At 70.7% G+C, this 20516-nt stretch carries 22 protein-coding genes; 13 read left to right on the top strand and 9 right to left on the bottom strand.

The window, feature by feature from the left end; all coding sequences use genetic code 11:
• Positions 1-43: 43 nt before the first annotated feature.
• Complete coding sequence (locus AC07EG_RS11340) at positions 44-649, bottom strand: TetR/AcrR family transcriptional regulator (protein WP_478252934.1); 606 nt, start codon at positions 647-649, stop codon at positions 44-46.
• 63 nt (positions 650-712) lie between these two features.
• Here AC07EG_RS11340 and AC07EG_RS11335 point away from each other — a divergent pair, with 63 nt between their 5' ends.
• Positions 713-1138, top strand: coding sequence for an SgcJ/EcaC family oxidoreductase (locus AC07EG_RS11335; RefSeq protein ID WP_478252933.1), 426 nt, complete (start codon positions 713-715; stop codon positions 1136-1138).
• 3 nt (positions 1139-1141) lie between these two features.
• On the opposite strand, the gene AC07EG_RS11330 is transcribed toward AC07EG_RS11335, so the two are convergent.
• A complete protein-coding gene (locus AC07EG_RS11330) occupies positions 1142-1930 on the bottom strand; it encodes an SDR family oxidoreductase (RefSeq protein ID WP_478252932.1) in 789 nt (262 codons plus the stop codon).
• Positions 1931-2004: 74 nt separating this feature from the next.
• Between AC07EG_RS11330 and AC07EG_RS11325 the strand changes: the two genes are divergently transcribed.
• Positions 2005-2718, top strand: coding sequence for a 2OG-Fe(II) oxygenase (locus AC07EG_RS11325; RefSeq protein ID WP_478252931.1), 714 nt, complete (start codon positions 2005-2007; stop codon positions 2716-2718).
• On the opposite strand, the gene AC07EG_RS11320 is transcribed toward AC07EG_RS11325, so the two are convergent.
• Genes AC07EG_RS11320 through AC07EG_RS11305 form a run of 4 tightly spaced genes read right to left on the bottom strand, consistent with a single transcriptional unit; the run spans position 2715 to position 6072 of the window.
• Positions 2715-3683 (bottom strand): sigma-70 family RNA polymerase sigma factor, encoded by a 969-nt coding sequence (locus AC07EG_RS11320; protein WP_478252930.1) that lies wholly within the window; start codon positions 3681-3683, stop codon positions 2715-2717. The genes AC07EG_RS11325 and AC07EG_RS11320 overlap by 4 nt on opposite strands.
• A 59-nt stretch (positions 3684-3742) precedes the next feature.
• Positions 3743-4075 (bottom strand): hypothetical protein, encoded by a 333-nt coding sequence (locus AC07EG_RS11315; protein ID WP_478252929.1) that lies wholly within the window; start codon positions 4073-4075, stop codon positions 3743-3745.
• A 40-nt stretch (positions 4076-4115) separates the two neighbouring features.
• The gene (locus AC07EG_RS11310; RefSeq protein ID WP_478252928.1) at positions 4116-5321 is read right to left on the bottom strand and encodes a glycosyltransferase; all 1206 of its coding nucleotides are present in this window, start codon (positions 5319-5321) and stop codon (positions 4116-4118) included.
• Between the two features lies 1 nt (position 5322).
• Positions 5323-6072 (bottom strand): FkbM family methyltransferase, encoded by a 750-nt coding sequence (locus tag AC07EG_RS11305; protein WP_478252927.1) that lies wholly within the window; start codon positions 6070-6072, stop codon positions 5323-5325.
• A 324-nt stretch (positions 6073-6396) separates the two neighbouring features.
• Between AC07EG_RS11305 and AC07EG_RS11300 the strand changes: the two genes are divergently transcribed.
• From AC07EG_RS11300 to AC07EG_RS11280, 5 genes are read left to right on the top strand one after another with little or no spacing between them, the layout of a single operon-like run.
• On the top strand, positions 6397-7356 hold the full coding sequence (locus AC07EG_RS11300) for an aminotransferase class I/II-fold pyridoxal phosphate-dependent enzyme (protein WP_478252926.1): 960 nt from the start codon (positions 6397-6399) through the stop codon (positions 7354-7356).
• Positions 7353-8354, top strand: a complete 1002-nt coding sequence (locus AC07EG_RS11295; protein WP_478252925.1) for a polyprenyl synthetase family protein — start codon at positions 7353-7355, stop codon at positions 8352-8354. The genes AC07EG_RS11300 and AC07EG_RS11295 overlap by 4 nt, the downstream gene beginning before the upstream one ends.
• A complete protein-coding gene (locus AC07EG_RS11290; protein WP_478252924.1) occupies positions 8351-9349 on the top strand; it encodes a UbiA family prenyltransferase in 999 nt (332 codons plus the stop codon). Before AC07EG_RS11295 ends, AC07EG_RS11290 begins: the two co-directional genes overlap by 4 nt.
• Positions 9346-11001: a prenyltransferase/squalene oxidase repeat-containing protein gene (locus tag AC07EG_RS11285; protein WP_478252923.1), complete on the top strand. Its 1656-nt coding sequence runs from the start codon at positions 9346-9348 to the stop codon at positions 10999-11001. The genes AC07EG_RS11290 and AC07EG_RS11285 overlap by 4 nt, the downstream gene beginning before the upstream one ends.
• The gene (locus tag AC07EG_RS11280; protein ID WP_478252922.1) at positions 10998-12212 is read left to right on the top strand and encodes an FAD-dependent oxidoreductase; all 1215 of its coding nucleotides are present in this window, start codon (positions 10998-11000) and stop codon (positions 12210-12212) included. Before AC07EG_RS11285 ends, AC07EG_RS11280 begins: the two co-directional genes overlap by 4 nt.
• A gap of 5 nt (positions 12213-12217) precedes the next feature.
• Here the strand turns inward: AC07EG_RS11280 and AC07EG_RS11275 are convergent, their stop codons facing one another.
• The gene (locus AC07EG_RS11275) at positions 12218-13243 is read right to left on the bottom strand and encodes a methyltransferase (RefSeq protein WP_478252921.1); all 1026 of its coding nucleotides are present in this window, start codon (positions 13241-13243) and stop codon (positions 12218-12220) included.
• 138 nt (positions 13244-13381) lie between these two features.
• Here AC07EG_RS11275 and AC07EG_RS11270 point away from each other — a divergent pair, with 138 nt between their 5' ends.
• The 3 genes from AC07EG_RS11270 to AC07EG_RS11260 all read left to right on the top strand — a co-directional run bounded on the left by AC07EG_RS11270 (position 13382) and on the right by AC07EG_RS11260 (position 16204).
• The gene (locus tag AC07EG_RS11270) at positions 13382-14218 is read left to right on the top strand and encodes a TauD/TfdA dioxygenase family protein (RefSeq protein ID WP_478252920.1); all 837 of its coding nucleotides are present in this window, start codon (positions 13382-13384) and stop codon (positions 14216-14218) included.
• 55 nt (positions 14219-14273) lie between these two features.
• Positions 14274-15809, top strand: a complete 1536-nt coding sequence (locus tag AC07EG_RS11265) for a serine/threonine-protein kinase (RefSeq protein WP_478252919.1) — start codon at positions 14274-14276, stop codon at positions 15807-15809.
• A 68-nt stretch (positions 15810-15877) separates the two neighbouring features.
• Positions 15878-16204, top strand: coding sequence for a DUF3817 domain-containing protein (locus AC07EG_RS11260; protein ID WP_478252918.1), 327 nt, complete (start codon positions 15878-15880; stop codon positions 16202-16204).
• Here the strand turns inward: AC07EG_RS11260 and AC07EG_RS11255 are convergent.
• Together AC07EG_RS11255 and AC07EG_RS11250 are read right to left on the bottom strand one after the other, a co-directional pair.
• Positions 16178-16801 (bottom strand): response regulator transcription factor, encoded by a 624-nt coding sequence (locus AC07EG_RS11255; protein ID WP_478252917.1) that lies wholly within the window; start codon positions 16799-16801, stop codon positions 16178-16180. The two genes, AC07EG_RS11260 and AC07EG_RS11255, sit on opposite strands and share 27 nt — an antisense overlap.
• Positions 16802-16806: 5 nt before the next feature.
• Positions 16807-17943, bottom strand: a complete 1137-nt coding sequence (locus AC07EG_RS11250; protein ID WP_478252916.1) for a sensor histidine kinase — start codon at positions 17941-17943, stop codon at positions 16807-16809.
• A 106-nt stretch (positions 17944-18049) separates the two neighbouring features.
• Between AC07EG_RS11250 and AC07EG_RS11245 the strand changes: the two genes are divergently transcribed.
• Genes AC07EG_RS11245 through AC07EG_RS11235 form a run of 3 tightly spaced genes read left to right on the top strand, consistent with a single transcriptional unit; the run spans position 18050 to position 20429 of the window.
• Positions 18050-18952, top strand: a complete 903-nt coding sequence (locus AC07EG_RS11245) for an ABC transporter ATP-binding protein (protein ID WP_478252915.1) — start codon at positions 18050-18052, stop codon at positions 18950-18952.
• Positions 18949-19656, top strand: coding sequence for a hypothetical protein (locus AC07EG_RS11240; RefSeq protein ID WP_478252914.1), 708 nt, complete (start codon positions 18949-18951; stop codon positions 19654-19656). Before AC07EG_RS11245 ends, AC07EG_RS11240 begins: the two co-directional genes overlap by 4 nt.
• A complete protein-coding gene (locus tag AC07EG_RS11235; RefSeq protein WP_478252913.1) occupies positions 19653-20429 on the top strand; it encodes a hypothetical protein in 777 nt (258 codons plus the stop codon). The genes AC07EG_RS11240 and AC07EG_RS11235 overlap by 4 nt, the downstream gene beginning before the upstream one ends.
• The last annotated feature ends 87 nt before the right edge of the window (positions 20430-20516 follow it).

Below are 20516 nucleotides of genomic sequence, written 5' to 3'. Positions count from 1 at the left end.
CCGGCGTTCTCGTGCAGGGCAGCACCACACCGGCGCGTCGGCCTCAGGTCAGCACGGCCGCGACCAGGGTCCGCTTGAGCCAGTCCTCGTAGTCGTCCGCCGACCAGCCAGCCGCGCCGACCAGGCTGTCGTGCACCCCGGCGCTCATCAGGGCGACGGCGATGTCGGCGGCGCGCGGCTCGACGTGCTGCCCCGTGCCGCGGATGCGCTCGATCACCATTTCGACGCCCAGCCGGTTGCGGCGGGCGCCCTCGGCCTCGGTGGCCGCGATGTCCGGGTCGACGGCGGCCCCCGAGCTCAGGATCGCCACGATGTCGCCGCAGCGTTCACGAACCTGACGACTCGCCTTGGCCAGCAGGCCGAGCAGCTCGGCCGGCTCGGTCAGCCCTTCGACCGAAGCCACCAGATCCGGCAGCCCCGCCTCGTCGTCGAGCAAATCGACGAGCCCGCCCAGCACCCCCGCCTTCGAGCCGAAGTGCGCGTAGATCGTCTGCGGGGCGACGCCCGCCTCCTGCGCGATCAGCCGGATCGGGGTCCGGGCGTAACCGCGTTCGGCGAACAGCCGCCGTGCCGCGGTGAGGATCGTGCGCAAGGTCAGCGCTTCACGCCGATCTCGCAGCCGGACGATGCCCGGCAGGTCCGCTGCCATGTATGCTCCGAATTAGAACATCGTTCCAAGTTTTAGATCATCGATCCAAGTAAGGATACCCCGATGACCATCGACCAGCTCATCAGCGGAATGCAGGCAGCGTGGAACGCGGGCGACGGCACCGCGTGGGGCGCGCACTTCGCCGAGGACGCCGACTTCGTCGACGCCGTCGGCCGGATCCAGCGCGGCCGGGCGGTGATCGCCGCCGAGCACCAGAAGATCTTCGACACCGTCTACCGGGGCAGCGCGCTGGAGATCCGGCAGATCGGCACCCGTCCGATCGGCGACGGCCTGCTGTTGCTGCACACCGAGTCGACGCTCCGGGTCCCGGCGGGCCCGCGCGAAGGCACGGTGGGCGGCGTCCAGACGAAGCTGGTCCGCGACGGCCTGATCCACGCCTTCCACAACACCTTGCGCGGCGACCTGGCCACCTTCACCAAGCACGACCCGGAACTGGCTGCCCGGTCGCCGCTGGACTGGAAGTCGTGACCCTCACAGGTCCGGCAGGCCGAAGTCCAGGTTGGGCGCCTGCAAACCGCCGTCGACCTCCAGCACCTTGCCGGTGACGTAGGCGGCGGCAGGCGAGACCAGGTACAGCACCGCGGCCGCGATGTCCTCGGGTTCGCCGAGCCGGCGCAACGGCGTGCCCTGCTCCATCTTCTCGCGGAGTCCCGGATTGGCGGCGACCACGTCGAGCGCGGAGGTCAGCACCGAACCCACCGAGATCGCGTTCACCCGGATCTTCGGCGCCAGGTCCGCGGCGGCGAGCCGGGTGTAGTGGGCGACCGCGGCCTTCGCCGTCCCGTAGGCGAGGTACCCGCGACCGGCGACCCGGCCCAGCACCGAGGAGATGTTGACGACCGCACCACCACCGGCCGTCAGCATCGCCGGGGCGGCGGCGCGGGTCAGCGCGTGCGCCGTCGAAACGTTGAACCGGAACGCCTCCTCGAGGAAGCGCGGTGAGGTCTCCAGCAGTGGCCGCGGCATCGTGCCGCCGACGTTGTTGACCACGATGTCGAGCCTGCCGAACGCCCCGTTCGCGGCCTCGGCCAGCGCCGCGGCGGCCGGTGGATCGGCGAGGTCGGCGGGCACCACCTCGGCCCGGCGGCCCGCGGCTTCGACCTTCGCCGCGACCTCGCGCAACTGCTCCTCGGTGCGGGCGGCGAGCACCACGTCGGCACCGGCTTCGGCCAGTGCCACCGCCGTCGCGGCACCGAGCCCGCGGCCCGCGCCGGTCACCACGGCGACCCGTCCGTCCAGCCGGAAGCGGTCGAAGATCATGCGCGAAACTGTAACACGTTCTACCTGTTGATTTTGGAATCTCACGTTCCGCGGCGCCCGGACGTCTACCGGACATGGACAAGTACGCGAAGCGCGTGGCGGCCGCCGACTGGGCCGCGGTGGCCGCCGAACTGGACGCCCACGGCTGCGCCCTGCTGCCGCCGCTGCTCACCCCGGCCGAATGCCGCCGGATCGCCGGACTGTGGTCGGAGACCGGCCGGTTCCGGTCGACGATCAACCTGCGGCGGCACCGGTTCGGCGACCACGGCGACTACCGCTACTTCGCCGAACCGTTCCCCGAACCGGTGGCCGCGCTGCGTGAAGCGCTGTACCCGCGGCTGCTGCCGATCGCCCGTGACTGGTACACCAAGCTCGGCCGGGACGCCGAATGGCCGGACACCCTGAGCGACTGGCTGCGGGTCTGCCACGACGCCGGCCAGACCCGCCCGACGCCGATCCTGTTGCGCTACGAAACCGGCGGGTGGAACGCGTTGCACCGCGACCTCTACGGCGAGAAGGTGTTCCCGCTGCAGGTCGTCGTCAATCTCGACGAGCCGGGCACCGACCACACCGGCGGCGAGTTCCTGCTGGTCGAGCAGCGGCCGCGGGCGCAGTCACGCGGCCTGGCCACGCTCATCCCGCAGGGGCACGGCCTGGTGTTCACCACCCGCGACCGCCCGGTGGCCTCGGCCCGCGGCTGGTCGGCGGCCCCGGTCCGGCACGGCGTGTCACCGGTGCGCAGCGGCCGGCGCCACACCCTCGGCCTGGTCTTCCACGACGCCACCTAGGCCAGCCGCGGCGGCAGGCCGAACCGGTCGAAGCCGGCGTCGAGGAACGAGACCACCTCGGCGATCCGATCGCCGCGCACGGTGAGCACGTCCAGCCCGGAGGGCAGGTAGGCGCCGCGTTCCTCGTTCCACCGGTAGGTGCCGAAGGCGAGCTGGCCATTGGCGTGCGCGGGCAGGAAGCGCCAGCGCCGGGTGAGCGGCCCGGCGGCCAGGAAACCGCTGATGGCCTCGTGCCCGGTGTAGCACTCGGGCAGCGGCGGCATGGCGTACCTGGCGTCCTCGGTCAGCATGTCCACAATGGCCCGCAGGTCACCGCGCTGCCACGCGTCGGCGTAGGCCCCGGCCAGCTTCCGAACCCCGTCGTCCCCGAGCGCGGCCAGCTCCGCCTGCTGGCTGGTCCGGTGTGGATCGATCGCCTTCCTGGCGCGCTGCAGCGCGCTGTTGACCGAGGCGACGGTGGTCTCCAGCAGGTCGGCGACCTCGTTCGCGGAGAACTCCAGCACCTCGCGCAGCAGGAGCACCGCCCGCTGCCGGGCCCCGAGGTGCTGCAACGCGGCGACGAAGGCGAGTTCCACGCTCTCCTTGGCCGCGTACCGCGCCTCCGGGCCGAGCCGATCGTCCGGATAGGGCTCCAGCCAGGACACTCCGGTCTCCGGGGTGCCGGGACCGAGGTCGGCGGGCAGCTCGCGGCGGCCACGGCGCTCGATCGTGGTCAGGCAGCGGTTCGTGGCGATCTTGTACAACCAGGACCGCAGCGAACCGCGCTCCTGGTCGAACTTCGGCAGCGCCCGCCAGGCCCGCACCAGGGTTTCCTGCAGCGCGTCCTCGGCGTCGTGCACCGAACCGAGCATCCGGTAACAATGCGCTTGCAGCTCGTCACGAAATGGGTCGACAAGCGCACCGAAAGCGTTCGGATCTCCGGCGCGTGCCGCCGCGGTCAGCTGTGCGACGCTCTCCCCCGGCATGACCGAATCCTACGGCACGGCCGAATTACCGCCGCCATTCGCACCATTACCGGTGTTGTTCACGGCGCGGCGAGCGGGGCGGGCAGCCACTCGGCGAAATCCCCGGTCTGCTCGCGCAACCGCGCCTCGGCAGCGGAAAGCCACTCGACCGACTCCCACGACCGCACCGTGAACCCGGCTTCGGCCAGCACCTCGACGAACGCCTGACCAGCCACTTCGAGTGCCGGATAGGGGTTGTCGTCGGTCCGGGAGGCGACGCCGAAGCGGTGCTCACGCACCGCGACCGCGATCAGGTCCGCGCCGTACATGCGCTCGGCCAGCGCCACGGCTTCGGGCTCACCGAGTGGCCGATCCAGCCTGCCGAAGAGCCTTGTGACATTCCGTGAACCCATGCTCGAAAGAATACCGATGAATTCACCTTCTCTCGACGATTCACTCCGATGCCGAATTGGTGAACTGCTCCGTTCGGCTCAGCACCAGATCGGCCGCCAGCGCGTCCAGTCCCGGACAGGCCAGCGCCGCACGCGAAAAAGCTGACGCACGGTGCCGGTAAACGTTGTCTCCGAGCACCCGCGCACACGTTTCCGTGAGCACCGCCGGATCGAGGCCCGCCGGATCGAGGCGGTGGCCGAGGCCGAGCGCGGTCACGCGGTCGGCGTTGGCCGGCTGGTCCGAGAACAACGGCAGCACCACCATCGGCGTGCCGGTGCGCACGGCTTCGGCGACGCCGCCGAAACCACCGTGGGAGACGAACAACTCCGCCGACTCCAGCAGCAGCCGCTGCGGCGTGAACTCCATCAACCGGACGTTCTCCGGGCACGGCCCCGGCCACCGCGCCGGGTCGCCGCCCACCGCGACCACGGCCGTGCCGGGCAACCGGCCGAGCGCGGTGATCACCAGTTCCAGCAGCTCCCCGCTCTCCGGCACCACGGTGGCCGCGACGCTGCCGAGCCCGGCGAGCACGAGTGGACGGTCGGCCGGCAGTTCGAGCAGCGACGCATCCAGCACTTCGGACGGTTCGTCCAGCCGGTAGCACGACGGTGCCCCGTCCGGGTACCACCCGGGCGGCACGAACCCGGCGACGAAGCACCGGCTCGGATACCACGGGTCGTCGACCTGGTCGAGCCCGAGTTCGGCGCGCTGGCCGTTCAACGCGTCCCGGACCGACGGCAGCGTCGACGACGAGCCCGGCGCGATGTCCAGCACGGCCTGCCGCACCCCGAGCCACTCGGCCGCCAGGTGCCCGCCGAACTCGTTGCACTCCCGCACGATCAGGTCCGGCTGCCAGCTCTCGCACGCCCGGATCAGGTCACGGGCGAACACACCGGCCAGCGGTCCGGCGAAGGCGGCGGCCAGCGGCCCGGACTCCGCCCTGGCCGACGCCGCCCGCGCGCTGCCCGCCGGATCACCCGGCATACCGGGGCTGGTGGCGACCTCGGGTCGTTCGAGCAACTGCGCCAGGGTCCGGACGTTCGGCAGCGCCAGGTGGCCGATCCCGGCACGCGCCAATTCGGCGGCCATCGCGGGCGCGGTCGCCACCGCCACCCGGTGACCGGCCCGCCGCAGCGCGCGGGCCACCGGCAGCACCACCGGCACCAGGTGCGAGTAGAACGGCAGGCAGGTCAGCACCACGCGCACCTCAGCACCGCCGCCCGGTGAGCGTCGTCGTGCCGAGCAGGGCGAGCGGCCCGCGGGGCTCGCGCTCGGTGACCTCGAACCCGCGCCGCTTCAGCAGGGTCCGCACGGGACCGGGGTCCTCGGCTTCGACCACCAGCTGGCGGATGCGGGCCCAGTCCCCATCGGCGATCCCGGCGAGCACGTCCAGTTCGGCGCCTTCGACGTCGATCTTGACCAGGTCGATCGTCTGGGCCGGGGCGAGGCCGGGCAGGAGGTCGGACAGCCGTTCCACCGCGACGGTCAGCGAACGGCTGTCCGCGAGCAGCCGCCCGGCGGTGGGCACCAGCTCGCGCGTGCGTGCCTTCGACTCCGGGTAACGCGTCGAGTTGCCGGGCAGGTCGCGGTAGTAGGTGAACGGCACGCCCGCCTCGCGCCACGCGCCCAGCGCCACCTCCCGCGTGAGCACGTCCTCGAACCCGTGGTGCGCCAGGTTCGCGCGCAACGCCTGGTACGTGCTGGGCACGGGCTCTACCGCGAGCACGCGCGCGAGCGGGATCCGCGTTTTGAGGAAAATGCTGAACAAACCGACGTTCGCTCCCGCGTCCACCACCACCGGGGCCGCCGGCAAACGAACACCGGCACCGAGATAGCAGTTGTCGCGGAATATCTCCTGGTACATGAATCCGATCTCGGCGGTGTCGCCGGAATCGTTCACCGGGACGTAACACCCGAATTCGCCGGACAGCCGGACGTAACGAAGATCTGCTGGCACGGTTCGAGCACACTACCGCAAGCAACCAGCCGACTACTCCGTCCGAAGGTCTTCCCAGCCTGCGCAGGCCCAGGTAACAGCCGGGAAACGCCGCACAATAGCCAGCCGGGGCACCCCACGTCCAGCCAACCACGGGAATTGCTCCGTTCACCACGGAAAAACTGGCGGAACCACCAGTTTCCCGAGTGCGCCGGACAAAGCAGGACAAGCGCGGGTGAATCCTTGACAGCCGCGCCGGACGGCACGGAGCCTGTCGACGGCTGTTCGGTTGGAAATCGCACCGGGAGGGCCGGGAAAATGGTCCCGATCATTCACCAGCTGGCTTTGAACGAAAACCAGGCACCGGTGCTGCCCGGGGTCCGGGAGGCGATCGGAGAAGGCGCGAACCGGGTCAACCTGACCCAGGACGCACTCGCCACCGGACTGGCCGCGGAACTGGCGCGGCGGCTGGGCGCCGAGGCCGCCCGGGTGGTGCCCGGTGCCGGTTCGGGCGCGCTGCTCCAGCAGTTCCTCAACGCCCACGCCGGACCGGGTGCCGAAGTGGTGCACAGCTGGCCGTCGTTCGAGCTGTACCCGCTGCTCATCCGCAACGCCGGTGGCACCCCGGTCGCGGTGCCCGGCGAGCCGCAGAATCTGCGGGCGCTGGCCGCCGCGGTGACCCCGCGGACCCGCGTGGTGCTGCTGTGCAATCCGAACAACCCGACCGGCGAAGTGCTCGGGCAGGCCGCGTTGGCCGAGTTCGTGCGCTCGCTGCCACCCGGCGTGCTGGTGCTGATCGACGAGGCGTACCGCGAATTCGCCGAACCGGGCGCGCTCGCCGACGGCCTGGCGCTGGCGGCCGCCGACGACCGCGTTTCGGTGGTCCGGACCTTCTCCAAGTCCCACGGCCTGCTCGGCCTGCGGGTCGGCTACCTGGTCGCGAGCGAGCCGGTGGCCGATGCGCTGCGCCCGACGCTGCCGTTCTTCCGCGTGGGCACCCTCGCGCAAGCCGCCGCCTTCGCCGCACTCGACGCCGAGGCACGCATGCGCGAGCAGTGCGCCGAAGTGGCGTCGGAACGGGACCGCGTGCGGGCCGGCCTGCTGGACCTCGGCTGGGACGTACCGCCGAGCGGCGGCAACTTCCTGTGGCTGCGGCTGGGCGAACGGAACCAATCCTTTGTGGACCACCTGGCGGCAGGCGGGGTCGCGGTGCGCGAAATCGCCGGCGCCGGGGTGCGGGTGAGCACCGGCACCCCCGAGGCCAACGACCTGGTGCTGGCGCTGGCGAAGGAGTTCGCCGCATGACCGCCATCCACGAGGTCACCTCCTCCCCCGCTGTCGAGGACGTGCGGCGGGCACTCAACGAACGCTGGTCGGCCGGCGGGCACCGGGTGGCCGAAATCTCCGGTTACGCCCTGCTCGCCCCGGGAAAGCTGCTGCGTCCGCTGTTGCTGGTGACCGCCGCCGAAGCCGTCGGCGGAACGCGCGAGCAGGTGCTGCCCGCCGCGCTGGCGGTCGAATACCTGCACGTGGCGTCGCTGATCCACGACGACATCATCGACGGTGACGACCTGCGGCGAGGACGTCCGTCGGTGCACGCGCGCTTCGGCACCCCGGACGCCATCGTCACCGGCGACGCACTGCTCCTCGGCCTCTTCTCGGCCGTCGCCGAATGCGCCGCACTGGGCGTGCCGGAACCCGCGGTGCTCGCCGCGGTCCGCGTGCTGGCGGGCGCCGGTGAGGACCTGTGCCGCGGCCAGGTGCAGGAAGCTCTGCTGGACAAGGAACTGCTCGCCGCCGGTGCCGATCACTGCCTCGCCGCGTACCTGGAGATGGCCGCGCTCAAAACCGGCGCGTTGTTCCGCGGTGCCTGCCGGGCGGGCGCCCTGCTCGGCGGCGGCTCCCCCGCCGAGGTCGCCGCGATCACCGGTTTCGCCGAGCACGCCGGGCTGGCCTTCCAGATGTACGACGACCTGCTGCCGTTCCTCGGCGACCCGGCGGTCACCGGCAAACCCGGCACCAGTGACGCGGCCAACCTGCGGCTGACCTTCCCGGTGCTGCTCGCCGTCCGCGAAGCCGGACCGCAACCGCTCGAACGCATCCTCGGCGGCGGCCTGTCCCCGGAACGAACGCTGGCCGAACTCCGCGAACTGGTCACCACCACCGGCGCCCTCGACGCCGCTCGCGCCCGTGCCGAGGAGGAGGTCGCGGTGGCCCGAGCCGAACTCGGCACGCTGCCGTCCAGCGAAGCGATCGGCCTGCTCGGCGCGATCGCCGGGGCAGCCGTCCGGCGGGACCGGTGACCAGCTCACGCGGCCGGTGGCGGGCAGCCGCGGTGGCCCACGTGCAGACCTGGCGCCCCTACACGCTCTGCTACCCGGCGCTGCTCGGCCTCGCCGGCGCGGCGGCGGCCGGCGACGCGGTGACGCCGCTTCTCCTGGTCGCCGCGCTCGTGCCCGCGCTCGGCTGGCTCTCGGGGCACTACCTCGGCGACTATTTCGACCGCGGGCTCGATGCCATCGGCAAACCGCACCGGCCGATCCCGTCCGGGCGCCTGTCCGCCGAAGCCGCCCTGGTCGGCGGAATCGCCTGCGCCGCGTTGTCGGCGTCGCTCGCGGTGCTGGTCAACTGGCGCATCCTGCCCGCGTTCGTGCTGGCCATGCTCGGCATCGTCGGCTACAGCAAGGTGTTCAAGAAGCGCGGCGCCGCGGGCAACGTGGTGCGCGGGGCGCTGAGCGCACTCGCCGTGGTGATCGGCGCGATGCTGGTGGTGCCGTGGCCACCGGCCGTGGTGCTGCCGGTGGCCCTCGGGTTCCTGGTGCACGACACCGCGTCCAATCTGGTCGGCACCGTCCGCGATGTCGACGGCGACCGGGCGGGCGGGTACCGCTCGGTGCCCGTGCGCCACGGCGTCCGGCACGCGGTACGGCTCGCCGTCGGCCTCTACTTCATCGGCTTGCTCCTCCTCACCTCGGCTGCCCTGGGTACCCCTGATCCGGCCGCGCACCTCGCGCTCACCGCTCTCGCCGCGGTCGCGGGCGCGTTCGCGTTCACGCCACTGGTGCGAGCCGGCGCGATCGTCAGCCGCCAGACCGCGTTGCGGGCGCACGAGGTGCTCGTCGGCGAACGGCTCGTGCTCGCCACGGCCGTCGTCGCCGGAAACGCCGGGCCCGCGTTCGCGCTCGCCGTGCTGGTCCCCGTGCTCGTGCTGTCCCTGGTCACGCAGGCGGTCATGCGGGCCCGGCACGAAATCCCACCCGCCCCGGCCCTGCTCCGACGAAAGGACACCGTCGCATGACCTCACTGCGCGCCGACGAGATCTCCGAAGCCATCGCCACCGGGGCCGAGGCGTTGTTCTCGGCGCAGCGGCCGGATGGCGTGTTCGATTACGGCGAGCACGCCCTCACCTCGACGCTCGGCACGGTCGGCGCGGTGAGCGCCCTGCACTTCGCCGACCCCGTCGGTTCGGCCGACCTCATCACGCGCGGCGCGACCTGGCTCGTGCGCACCCAGGCCGACGACGGCGGCTGGAGCATGGTGCCCGGGGAGGCCTCCGAAGCGGGCCCGACCGCCGTCGCCACCGCCACCCTGCACCTGCTCGGCGAGCACGCGATCGCCGTCCACAGGGGACAGGAATGGCTGCGGGACTACGGCGGCCTGGAGGCCATCCCCCATGCCGAAGTGGTCGCCTGGTGCCGACAGTACTACGGATTCGCCGGTTGGCTGGCACCCCGGGAAATGCGGCGTTTCCCACTGGAACTGGCGTTGTTCCCCGGCCTCTACCGGAAGTTGTTCGACCTGCGCGCACCCATGGTCTCCGCGCTCGGGCTCGCCCAAACCCGGCACAAACCACTCGGCCGGATGCACCGAGCACTCGCGAAGCTGGCCGAACCCAAGGCGCTCGACGTCATCCGGCAGGTCTACGAACACGAGGGCAGCACCGGCGGCTGGTGCGAGGACGCCTGGGTGACCGGCCTGGTCGTCGCCGGGCTCGCCCGCGCCGGCCTCGGGCACGACATGGTGGCCCGCGCGGTGCACTGGTTCCGGGAGAACGCCAACGACGACGGTTCGTGGAACAGCGGCCCGCTCGACCTGACGTGGTCGATGTACGCGGCGGGCGGCCTGCTCGAAGCCGGCTACCGCGAGGACCCCCGCCTCGGCCTGACCAAGGACCTCTTCCTGCGGCTGCAGCAGGACCAGCCGTTCGTCGCGTTCGGCTGCCCACCTGGCTTCTGGGGCTGGTCGGGCACCCGCGGCTGGCCCGCCACGCTGGAGACCGGCGAGATCGTCTCGGCGTTGTGCCACCTGCCCGGCGACGACCAGGCCGAAAGCGTGCGCCGCGGCGTCACCTGGCTGACGTTGCAGCAGGACACCCGCGGTTCGTGGGGACTGTGCGTGCGCAACACCAAGGTGGCGAACAGCGGGCCGTGCCCGCACATGACCGCGCAGGCGCTCGACGGCCTGCTCGACTCCGGTGTGCCCGCCGACGACCGGCGCGTGCACCGCGGACTGCGCTGGCTGACGTCGGCGCAGCAACCGGACGGCAGCTTCGAATCGGTGTGGTACCGGATGCACACCGCGGGCACGTCGGCCGTGCTGCAGACCTTCGCCAAAGCCGGGCTGCCCGGAGAACCGGCGGCCGTGCGAGCCCGGGCGTGGCTCGAACGCACCCAGCGCGAAGACGGTTCCTGGGGCACCGGCGATCCGGCCGACACGGGCACCGTCGAAGAAACCGCCTGGGCGATCAGCGCACTGCTCGCCGCCGGCGCACCAGCCCACTCCGTGCTGCCGGGCGTGCGCTGGCTGCTGGCGTCCCGGGAACCCGGCGGCGGCTGGCCCGCGGCTCGGGTCAACGAATACGTCCGGCACGTATCGCGCTACGCGAACCCGGCGCTGGCGAACGGACTCGCCCTGCGGGCGCTGGCGCGCTACCGGAAGGCCGCCCGATGAGCACCGACGTCGTGGTGTGCGGCGCGGGGGTCGGCGGTCTCTCGGTGGCGTGCGCGCTGGGCCAACTCGGCTTGCGGGTGACGCTGGTCGAAAAACAGGACGCCCCGAAACCGGTCGCGAAGGGCGAGGTCTTACAGCCCGGTTCCCTGCGGATCCTGCGGTCCTGGGGCGTGGCGCAACGGCTGGAGTCGGCGGGCGCACTGCGGCTGGCGCGCCTGGTCGCGCGGGACGCGGCCGGAAACCCGCAGATGGCGCTGGACTACAGCACCCTGCCCGGCGACAACCGCTGGCTGCTCGCCCACGACTACCCCGCCATCCTCACCGCGCTCACCGACTCGCTGCCCGCCACCGTGGAATTCCGGCGTGGCGTGCTCGTCAAGGGTCTCCTGCGCGACTCGGCCGGGCAGGTCACCGGCGTTCGTTTGGCCGACGACACCATCGAGGCACCGCTGGTGGTCGCCGCCGACGGCATCTCCTCACGGTTGCGCAAGGAAGCCGGGATCGAGATCGAGCGCGCCGAGTACCCGCACCGCCTGGTCGCCCTGGAACTCCACGACGTGGCCGAGGTCGAAGCCGACTTCTCCGCCTACGTCACCGAACGCGGCCTGCGCCTGCGGTACCCGCTGCCCGGCAACCGGGTCCGGCTGTACGCGCAGATCGCACCCGACGAACTGCGTGGCGGCGATCTGCTGGCCTGGGGACGCCGGCTGGCCCAGGAAACGCCCGCCCTGCGGCCACTGGAAGACGCCATCCTGACGAGCCTGCCGCGACGGCAGGTGCTGCCGGTCGCCCGGTTCCTCGCGCCCCGCCTGTGGCTCCCCGGCCTGGCGCTGGCCGGCGAAGCCGGGCACGCCGTGCACCCGATGGCCGCGCAGGGCATGAACAGCGCGATCGCCGACGCCGACTGCCTGGCGGCCGTTCTCGCCGAGTCCGGCGACCTGGCCGAATACGGCAGGCGCCGGGCGGCCGACCTGACGCAGATCGGCCGCACCAGCCACAACGCCGCCCGGATGATCACCGACCTGTCGTGGGCGGGCCGCACGCTCGGCCGCCGCGCGCTGCGGCACACCGGCGCGAACCACCGGCTGCGCTACACCGTCATGCACAACATGTCCGGCCTCGGCACGCACCCGCTGACGCCGCTGGACCGGCTGCACCAGATCGGGTTGCTGCCGGACCCGAAGGCCCGGCGGCTCCCGGCCTGGGCATGAGCGGTTCAGCCCACCCCGCATTCGATCAGCACCAGGCCACCCGGTGCGGTCCGCTCGCTGCGCACGGTCAGCCCGGCGGACGCGGCCAGCGCGTGGAAGTCCGCGATGGACCGTTCACGGCCGCCGAGCAGGGTCAGCGACTGCAGGTCGAAGGAGGAGTTGTTCTTCGCGTGCTCCTCGCCGGCGAGCACTTCGACGATGAGCACCGTGCTGGCCGCCTCGGCGCAGCGGCGCAGGATACGGGTGGCGTCCTCGTCTCCCCAGTCGGTCAGCACCCGCGACACCATCAGCACGTCGTAGCCGCCGGGCAGCGGGTCGAAAAAACTGCCGCCGACGAACTCGGCTCGCCCGGCGAGCCCGGCGTCGGCCAGCGCCTGCTTCGCCTCCGGCTCGACCGGGGGCAGGTCGAGCACCGCGCCCTCGAGGTGCGGGTGCTGCCGCAGCACCTCCGACAGCAGCGCGCCGATGCCACCACCGACGTCGAGCACCCGGCGAACCGGCGCCCAGTCGTACTCGGCGGCCACCGCCGGTCCGGTCTGCCAGGCGTGGGCGGCCATGATGGCGCCGAAGAACAACCGCAGCGTTTCGTCGCGCTGGTAGTCCTCCCAGAACGGAACGCCGTGCACGGCCCCGTACGCGGATTCGCCGGTGCGCAGCGAATGCAGCATGCCGCTGTAGGCGAGGTCCATTCGCGCACCGGGACCGTCGAGGTCGAGCCAGCCACGCTGCCAGCGGTGGTCCTCCCCGAGCAGCTGCCGCGAAACCGGCGTCAGCCCGTAGGTTCCCGGCGCGGTCTCGTCGAACAAACCGACGGCGACCAGGTGCCGGAGCAGCCTGCCGAGCGAATCCTCGTGCGCCCCCGCCGCTTCGGCGAGTTCGACGAGCCCGGTGGTGCCGTCCGCGACCAGCTCCGGCAGGCGCAGCGTGACCGCCGCGCGAACGGCGAAGGGGGTCACGAGGTCGACCAGGCCGGCCAGGGCGGCGGCGGGGTCGGTGCGGTCGGTCCGGTCGGCGGGGTCGGCGGGGGCCATCCAGCTCCTCCAGTCGGCAGGGCACCGCCGGTCGCGGTGCTCGGTCGGATCCGAGAATCGCATTCACCGGCAATTCCGGTCAAGCATTTCCCCATTTCGTCAAATACGTTCCCGTCATGCCCGAAAGGTGATTCCTTCATGCCCGAATCATTCACGGTGAGCCCCATTTCCGGCGCCCTCGGCGCCGAAGTCCGCGGGGTGCCGCTCGCCGACCTCTCCGACTCGGACTTCGCGACCGTCCGGGACCTTCTGCTGGAGTACCTGGTGCTGTTCTTCCCGGACGCCGCCGGACTGGCCCCCGAGGCGCACAAGGCTTTCGGGCGCCGGTTCGGCGACTTGGAGGTCCACCCCTTCTTGTCGAAGCTCGACGGCCACGACGAACTCGTCGTACTCGATTCCGACCAGGGCGCAAAAGCCGACGTGTGGCACACCGACGTCACGTTCAGCCCGTCACCGCCGATCGCCTCGATCCTGCAACTGGTGCAATGCCCACCCGCCGGGGGCGACACGATGTGGAGCAACCAGTACCTGGCCTACGACGCCCTTTCCGCGCCACTGCGGGAACTGCTCGACGGCCTCACCGCGATCCACGCCTTCGAGCACCCCAACGGCTCGTTCCGCAGCGAAGCCGAGCACCCGGTGGTGCGCGTCCACCCGGAAACCGGCCGCCGCTCGCTGTACGTGAACCGCATGTTCACGCGGCGCATCCCGCAACTCACGCCCGGTGAGAGCGACGCACTGCTGGCCCACCTGTTCGGCGTTTCCGAAAGCCCGCAGCGGGTCTGCCGGTACCGCTGGCTGCCGGGCGCGATCGCGCTGTGGGACAACCGCGCCACCCAGCACTACGCGGTCAACGACTACACCGGCCGCCGCGTCGGGCAGCGGGTGACCGTGCTCGGCGACAAGCCGGAGGGTGAAGCGCCGCGCTGGCCGCACCACGAGGGCGCCGGTCTGAGCGCGGCCACGAGCCGCTGAGGCATTCCTCGAGTGGCCTGGGGAACCCGGCGGGCTCCGCCGGCGTCGATGGGGCATGGCAGGTGAGACCTTCGGGCCGTACCGCATCGAGGAACTGCTCGGGCGCGGCGGCATGGGCGAGGTGCATCGCGCCTACGACACCGCGCACGACCGCGTCGTCGCGCTGAAACGACTGTCCACGTCGGCCGGTGACGATTCCGCCTTCCGCGCCCGGTTCCGGCGCGAGGCGCGGATCGTCGCCCGGCTGCGCGAACCCCACGTGATCCCGATCCACGCCTACGGCGAGATCGACGGGCAGCTCTACCTGGACATGCGACTCGTCGAAGGACCGGACCTGAAGCAGCTCACCGACGCCGGGCCGCTGGCGCCGGACCGGGCGGTGCGGATCGTCGAGCAGGTGGCGAGCGCGCTGGACGCCGCCCACGCCGACGGCCTGGTGCACCGCGACGTCAAACCGTCGAACATCCTGGTCGCCTCGGGTGACTTCGTCTACCTGGCCGACTTCGGAATCGCCCGCAGCTCGTCCCCCGCGGAAACCTCCATCACCGCCTCCGGCGCCGTGCTCGGCACGCTCGACTACATGGCGCCCGAACGGTTCGGCAAGGGCGCGGTCGACGGCCGCGCCGACGTCTACGCCCTCGCGTGCGTGCTCTACACCAGCCTGACCGGGCGCCGCCCGTTCAGCGCCGACGGCACCGCGGCGCAGATCTGGGCACACCTGCAGGAGCCGCCACCCCGCCCCTCGCAGTGGAACTCCGCGGTCCCGCCGGCTTTCGACGAGGTGATCGCCCGCGGCATGGCCAAGGACCCGCAGCAGCGGTTCCCCACCGCAGGCGCCCTCGCCACCGCGGCGAAGGCGGCGCTGGCTCCACCCGTTGTCGTGCCGCCACCCCGCCGCCGCCTCCCGGCCTCGGCCTTGCCGGTCGGCCTCGTCGTTCTGGTGATCGCCGCGCTCGTGGCCACCGTCGTGCTGTTCCGGAGCAACAACGCAACGGTCTCCGGCGCACCGATCACCGGTGCGACGCCGTCCTCCGCCACCCCCAGCAGCCCGCGCCCACCCACGCCGACGGGGGAGTCCCCGCCGTCAACGCCGTCCACGGAACCAATGCCGTCCACCGACGAACTCGCCCCGCTGCTGCCCACCGTCTACCGAGGCAACGCCTCCTGCCGTGGCAACGAACCGGTCGACGGCGCGGTGTCGAGCATGTCCTGCACCAAGGCGAACGAGACGGACCCGGACTTCCCCACCCCGGCCGTCGCCGTCTTCCACCTGTTCGCCGATCGAGCGAGCCAGGACGCCTTCTTCCAGAAACTGGTCACCGGCCGGAACATCCCCCGCCGCGACGAATTCGGCGGCTGCCGCCCCAAAACGCAGGACACGCACTACGCGCTGTACTACCGGAGCACCAGCGGCCCGGTCCCCGGCGAGTTCACCACCTGCTTCACCGAGGAGGGCACCGGGCAGCTGTGGTGGGTGGACACCCGCACGCTGACCATCGGCGCCCTCATCTCCCCGGGCGCGACCAGCCCCGACGCCTTGGAGCGGCTGGACACCTGGTGGAACACCATGATCTTGGTGACACTGAACTGACCCGCCCGGCGGTGCCCGGAGCGACATCTCCACAATGGGGACATATCCCCCACCGAAGGGAGAGCTTCGTGCTCACCAGCCCCGCCGGACGCTTCCGCCTGCTCGCCTTGGCCGAGGCGGTGTCCTGGGCCGGTCTGCTGATCGGCATGTTCTTCAAGTACGTGGTGGTCGGCGACGAGATCGGCGTAAAGATCTTCGGCCCGATCCACGGCTTCGTCTTCGTCGCCTACGTCATCGCCGCCCTGCTGGTGCGCGGGCCGCTGCGCTGGGACGGGCGCACCACCGTGCTCGCGCTGATCGCCAGCATCCCGCCGTTCGGCACCGTGCTGTTCGAACGCTGGGCCACCCGCACCGGCCGCCTCAACCGGTCAACCGAGTCCGTCACGAGCCAGTAGCGCCGCCTGTACCCGGTTCGTGCAGTCCAGTTTGGCCAGGATGCGGCTGACGTAGGTCTTGATGGTCGCCTCGCTCATGTGCACCCGTGCGCCGATCTCGGCGTTCGACAGGCCTTCGGCGAGCAGCCGGAGCACGTCCGCCTCCCGCGGCGACAGCACTGCCAGCCGCGCGGCGGCGGTCTCCCGCCGATCGGTGTCAGCGGGACTGACCATGCCCATCACCAGCCGCGTCACCTGGGGTGACAGGTAGGCCTCCCCCGCGTGCGCGGCACGGACGGCGCGGATCAGCTCGTCGGGCGTGCAGTTCTTCAACACGAACCCGGCGACCTGCTGGTGGATCGCCCGCCGAACGTTCGGTTCCACGCCGAAAGCGGTCAGGATGACCACCGGCACGCCGGGCAGCTCCCGCACGGCTGCCAGCCCGTCCAACTCGGGCATGTTGAGGTCGAGCACTGCGACGTCAACCCGGTGCGCGAGCGCGAGTTCGACTGCAGTCCGCCCATCAGCGGCCTCGGCGACCACCTCGATGCCGGGGTCGGACTCGAGCACGGTCCGGATACCGGCCGTGATCAACGGTTCGTCGTCGGCGATCAGCACCCGGATCACCCCGCACCACCGAACGTGCTCGCTGGGCCCACCAACATCACCATCGACACCACGACGAGCACCAACGCGGCCACCCGCACCCGGTCAAGGGACCGCGGTTCCGACTCCGGCCGCGCAGTGGCCGGCAACATCGCCGTCAGCCGGAACTCCGACGCCGATCGGTCGTGGTGCATGAGCCCACCGGCCAGCGCAACCCGCTCAGCCAGCCCGGCGAGTCCGTGCCCGCCGTTCGCTTCCGCCGGCCCCGGCAGATCGTTGCGCACGGCCACCAACAATGTGTCATCCTCCCAGCGCAACGACACCCGCACCTCCGCGACCGGTGCGTGCTTGGCCGCGTTGGTGAGCCCTTCCTCGACCACCCGGTACGCGGCCTGCTCGACCTCCGGTTCAACCTGCCGCAGCTCGCCTTCGTTACACAGTTCGACGCTCATCCCGGCGACCCGGAACTCGTCAACGAGCGCATCGATCTCCGCGAGCCTCGGTTCACGGGCCTCGACCTCGCCCGGACGACGCAACGTGCCGACCAGCTCATGCAGCTCAGCCGTAGCCTGGCGGGCGGTCCCGGCCAGCCTCCGCACAGCCTCACGATCCGGTGCATCACCGACCTCCAGGGCAGCGGCCTGCACCGACAGCAGCCCCAGGCGATGACCCAGTGAATCGTGCATGTCCCGGGCGATCCGCAGACGCTCGGTCAGCCGTTCCCGTTCGGCCAGCAGATCCCGCTCGGCACGCAACCGGCGATTGTGCTCGTCGAGTGCGGCGACGAGCTGCCGATGCTGTGCGATGTACCGGCCGACGACCATCGGCATAGCCACCAGGACCAGCACCTTCGGCACCAGATGCGGACCTCCCACGAACTGGGCGCCCAGGTAAGACACGGCCGCGAGTCCGGCAACCAGGTAGTCACGCCGGGACTCGACTCGCTGACCAGCCCGATAGCTCGTGCACACCATGAGCGCGTACCCGCCACCCGTGACGCACGTGAGCGCTGCCGCCACCGCGAATCCCGGCACCGCCCGCCGCCACAGCAAAATCAACGCGATCACCGCGGCGAACACCGGTGCGGCCCACCATCCAACGTCGACCACCCGGTCCGGCGCCAGCCAGACGACATCCACCAGCACCGCGATCACGGCTACCAAGACTCGGCCCATGCGCCGAGGCTAGCGACTTTGGTGAACAACACGAACGACCTTCGAGAACAGCGCCGTCGGCAGCACTGTTCCTAGCCTGCAACCCGTGATCGAAGTGCGCGAACTGAGCAAACGCTACGGCCGGTCGACCGCGGTCGACCGGCTGTCCTTCACCGTGCGGCCGGGCGGAGTCACCGGCTTCCTCGGTCCAAACGGTGCCGGCAAGTCCACCACCATGCGGATCGTGCTGGGCCTGGACGCCCCCGACGCCGGTGAAGCGCTCGTAGGCGGGCGCCGGTACACCACCATCCAGCGACCGATGCACGAAGTCGGCGCCCTGCTCGACGCGAACGCGGTGCACCCGGGACGCAATGCTCATGACCACCTCCTGTCGCTCGCGTTGACGAACGGCATCGGCCGCTCGCGGGTACGGGAGGTCCTCGACCAGGTCGGCTTGGCGGATGTGGCACGCAAGCGGGTGGGCAAGTTCTCCCTCGGTATGAAGCAACGCCTGGGTCTCGCCGGAGCCCTGCTCGGGGATCCCGCCATCTTCCTGCTCGACGAGCCAGTGAACGGCCTGGACCCGGACGGAGTGCGCTGGATCCGCGAACTGCTGCGCTCCCTGGCAGCTGAAGGCCGAACGGTGCTGGTATCCAGCCACCTGATGAGCGAGATGGCCCTCACCGCGGACCGCCTCATCGTGATCGGCCGGGGACGACTGATTGCCGACACCTCCGTCCGTGAACTGGAAGAACGCTTCCAACGAGGTGTCTTCGTGCGATCGCCACGAGCCGTTGAACTGTCCGACGCCCTCCGGCGCGCCGGCGCCGAGGTTATCGGAGAAAACGACGAAGCGTTGTCGGTGCACGGAATGGGTGTCGACGGCATCGGTGAGCTAGCGGCTGCACGCGGCATTCCCGTATACGAGGTCATTCCGCGAAGCGCTTCCCTCGAAGAGGCCTACCTGGAGCTGACTGCGGGCAGCATCGACTACCGGGCGGTGCGATGACCGCCGCGCTGGCTGCCGAATGGCACAAACTTCGTTCAGTGCGATCGACCCAGTACGTGCTGGGCATGGTGTTGCTCAGCGTGGTCGTCGGCGCCGCCCTCGCATGGGCGTGGGGCCAGACGTGGGACTCGATGCCAGCCGAACGTCGCAACTCCCTCTCGGACGGCTCCATAGAGGAAGTCCTGTTGCCGGTTCTCCAGTTGTGTATGGGAATTCTTGGTGCGCTCACGATCACCGGCGAATACGCGACCGGCCTGATCCGAACCAGTCTCACCGTCCTGCCCCGGCGGCCGATTGTCCTGGTCGCGAAAGCGGCCACGGTTGGGGCACTCGCCCTCGTCGCCGGAACCGCCGCGACTTTCGCCATCCACCTGTTCAGCAAAGCTATCTTCGGCGACCGGGACTTCCCTGGGTACACCGACCTGGCCGGCGAGGCTCCGGGGCTGCTCGGCGCGGGTGTGACAGTAGCGTTGGTGGCCTTGATCGGTTTCGGAGCAGGGTCGGTACTGCGATCGACCGCGGGTGCGGTCTCCGTGCTCGCCATCCTCCTGTTCGCCCTTCCCATGATCAGTGGCTTCCTTCCGGCGGCGTGGCGGGAGCGAATAGGTTCAGTGTTGCTGACGAACCCAGTCAGCGCTCTCATTCTCGCTGCTGTAGCACTGATCGCCGCAGTCATCCTCATTCGGCGGAGGGATGTCGGATGACCGGGATTCTGCGTTCGGAGTGGGTGAAACTCCGTTCGGTACGTTCCACCTATGTCGTACTCGCGCTGGTACCGGTCATCTTTGGGCTCGTCGCACTGCTGACCAAGACGGCGGTGGACTTCTGGGACGACACACCTGCCCGTCGTGACACCGTGATCCTTTCGTCGTTCACCGGGTTCACTTCTTGGCTGTCCGGCATCGGGCTGGCGATCCTGGGCGTCATCACGGTCACCAGCGAACACTCCAGCGGCCTGATTCGCACGAGCTTCACGGTGGTACCGCAACGAACGAAGGTGCTGTTGGCGAAGGCGCTGCTACTCGCCGGCGTCGCGTTCGCAGTAGGTCAGATCGTCGAGTTCGGTTCGTACTTCCTCAGCCGCGCGATGATCGGCGACCGCGAACTCGTCGGGCACACGAGTCCCCTCGCGGAAGAAGCTCCGAACATGCTGGGGTCGGGAACAGTAGTGGTCGTCTATGCAATGCTCGGCTTGAGCCTCGGCGTGCTGCTGCGTTCAACTGCCGGTGCGGTCTCTGCACTCGTCGCTTACTGGTACGTCGCACCGCTGGTCACGCAGAAGCTGCCCGGCGAATGGGGCTCGTGGACGGCCTCGCTGGTGCTCACTCACCTGCCGGCGCAGTTGACCGGGTCGAACCCCTTCGGTGTTGGAATCGAACTGAGGCTATCGCAAGCGGGCGCAGCCGCCGTCATGGCGGCGTACGTGATCGTGGCTCTCGGCGCCGCATCGTTCCTGTTGCGACGGCGCGACGTCTGATAGGACCGGCACAGCAGGCGGGCCAGTGAGAGCACGTTCCGGCAACGGTCATTGGCCCGCACAGCGAGTTCGCCGCCACCTCCAGTC

The organism is Amycolatopsis sp. NPDC045836, assembly GCF_056431745.1.
Note: the sequence above shows the minus strand (reverse complement) of the source record. Positions and strands in the feature narration are given on the sequence as shown.

Excerpts from the sequence above, each read along its gene's own strand:
- AC07EG_RS11235 (WP_478252913.1), top strand. The coding sequence starts at position 19,653 with ATGACCGGGATTCTGCGTTCGGAGTGGGTGAAACTCCGTTCGGTACGT.
- AC07EG_RS11340 (WP_478252934.1), bottom strand. The coding sequence starts at position 649 with ATGGCAGCGGACCTGCCGGGCATCGTCCGGCTGCGAGATCGGCGTGAA.
- AC07EG_RS11315 (WP_478252929.1), bottom strand. The coding sequence starts at position 4,075 with ATGGGTTCACGGAATGTCACAAGGCTCTTCGGCAGGCTGGATCGGCCA.
- AC07EG_RS11240 (WP_478252914.1), top strand. The coding sequence starts at position 18,949 with ATGACCGCCGCGCTGGCTGCCGAATGGCACAAACTTCGTTCAGTGCGA.
- AC07EG_RS11270 (WP_478252920.1), top strand. The coding sequence starts at position 13,382 with ATGCCCGAATCATTCACGGTGAGCCCCATTTCCGGCGCCCTCGGCGCC.
- AC07EG_RS11320 (WP_478252930.1), bottom strand. The coding sequence starts at position 3,683 with ATGCCGGGGGAGAGCGTCGCACAGCTGACCGCGGCGGCACGCGCCGGA.
- AC07EG_RS11335 (WP_478252933.1), top strand. The coding sequence starts at position 713 with ATGACCATCGACCAGCTCATCAGCGGAATGCAGGCAGCGTGGAACGCG.
- AC07EG_RS11325 (WP_478252931.1), top strand. The coding sequence starts at position 2,005 with ATGGACAAGTACGCGAAGCGCGTGGCGGCCGCCGACTGGGCCGCGGTG.
- AC07EG_RS11275 (WP_478252921.1), bottom strand. The coding sequence starts at position 13,243 with ATGGCCCCCGCCGACCCCGCCGACCGGACCGACCGCACCGACCCCGCC.
- AC07EG_RS11280 (WP_478252922.1), top strand. The coding sequence starts at position 10,998 with ATGAGCACCGACGTCGTGGTGTGCGGCGCGGGGGTCGGCGGTCTCTCG.
- AC07EG_RS11295 (WP_478252925.1), top strand. The coding sequence starts at position 7,353 with ATGACCGCCATCCACGAGGTCACCTCCTCCCCCGCTGTCGAGGACGTG.
- AC07EG_RS11330 (WP_478252932.1), bottom strand. The coding sequence starts at position 1,930 with ATGATCTTCGACCGCTTCCGGCTGGACGGACGGGTCGCCGTGGTGACC.
- AC07EG_RS11265 (WP_478252919.1), top strand. The coding sequence starts at position 14,274 with ATGGCAGGTGAGACCTTCGGGCCGTACCGCATCGAGGAACTGCTCGGG.
- AC07EG_RS11285 (WP_478252923.1), top strand. The coding sequence starts at position 9,346 with ATGACCTCACTGCGCGCCGACGAGATCTCCGAAGCCATCGCCACCGGG.